This window comes from Bacillus sp. SIMBA_154 (assembly GCF_046536015.1).
Classification (GTDB): domain Bacteria; phylum Bacillota; class Bacilli; order Bacillales; family Bacillaceae; genus Bacillus; species Bacillus pumilus_P.
Genome location: NZ_JAWJBV010000278.1, coordinates 1 through 270, shown reverse-complemented (window position 1 = coordinate 270; position 270 = coordinate 1). Strand labels below are relative to the sequence as shown.

The following is a 270-nucleotide window of genomic DNA, read 5'->3' as shown; positions in this document are numbered from 1 at the left end:
AGAGACTTAGCTAAAACCAGTAATGAGTTAGGTATAACAAGTGCCCCCAGACCTTTAGTGTCGCTTTCAGAGCTGGGAGAGTTTAAACCATTAAACGTGGCCGACACACTAATGCGTAAAGATCAGCGTGACGTTATTTATGTGATGGCCGAACTAAATGGACGCACGCCTGCAGAGGTTATTGCGGATGTAAATGCCGATTTGAACGCACGCAATGAAGGATTTGAAAAAAAGGCGTGGTTAACACGGCACTTTTTTAATAATGGTGGA

General features: G+C 43.7%; 1 protein-coding gene. It reads left to right on the top strand.

Annotated features, from left to right (window positions below; translation table 11 throughout):
* On the top strand, positions 1-270 hold a 270-nt coding region (locus tag R0K30_RS22045), incomplete at both ends, for a hypothetical protein (RefSeq protein ID WP_410612983.1).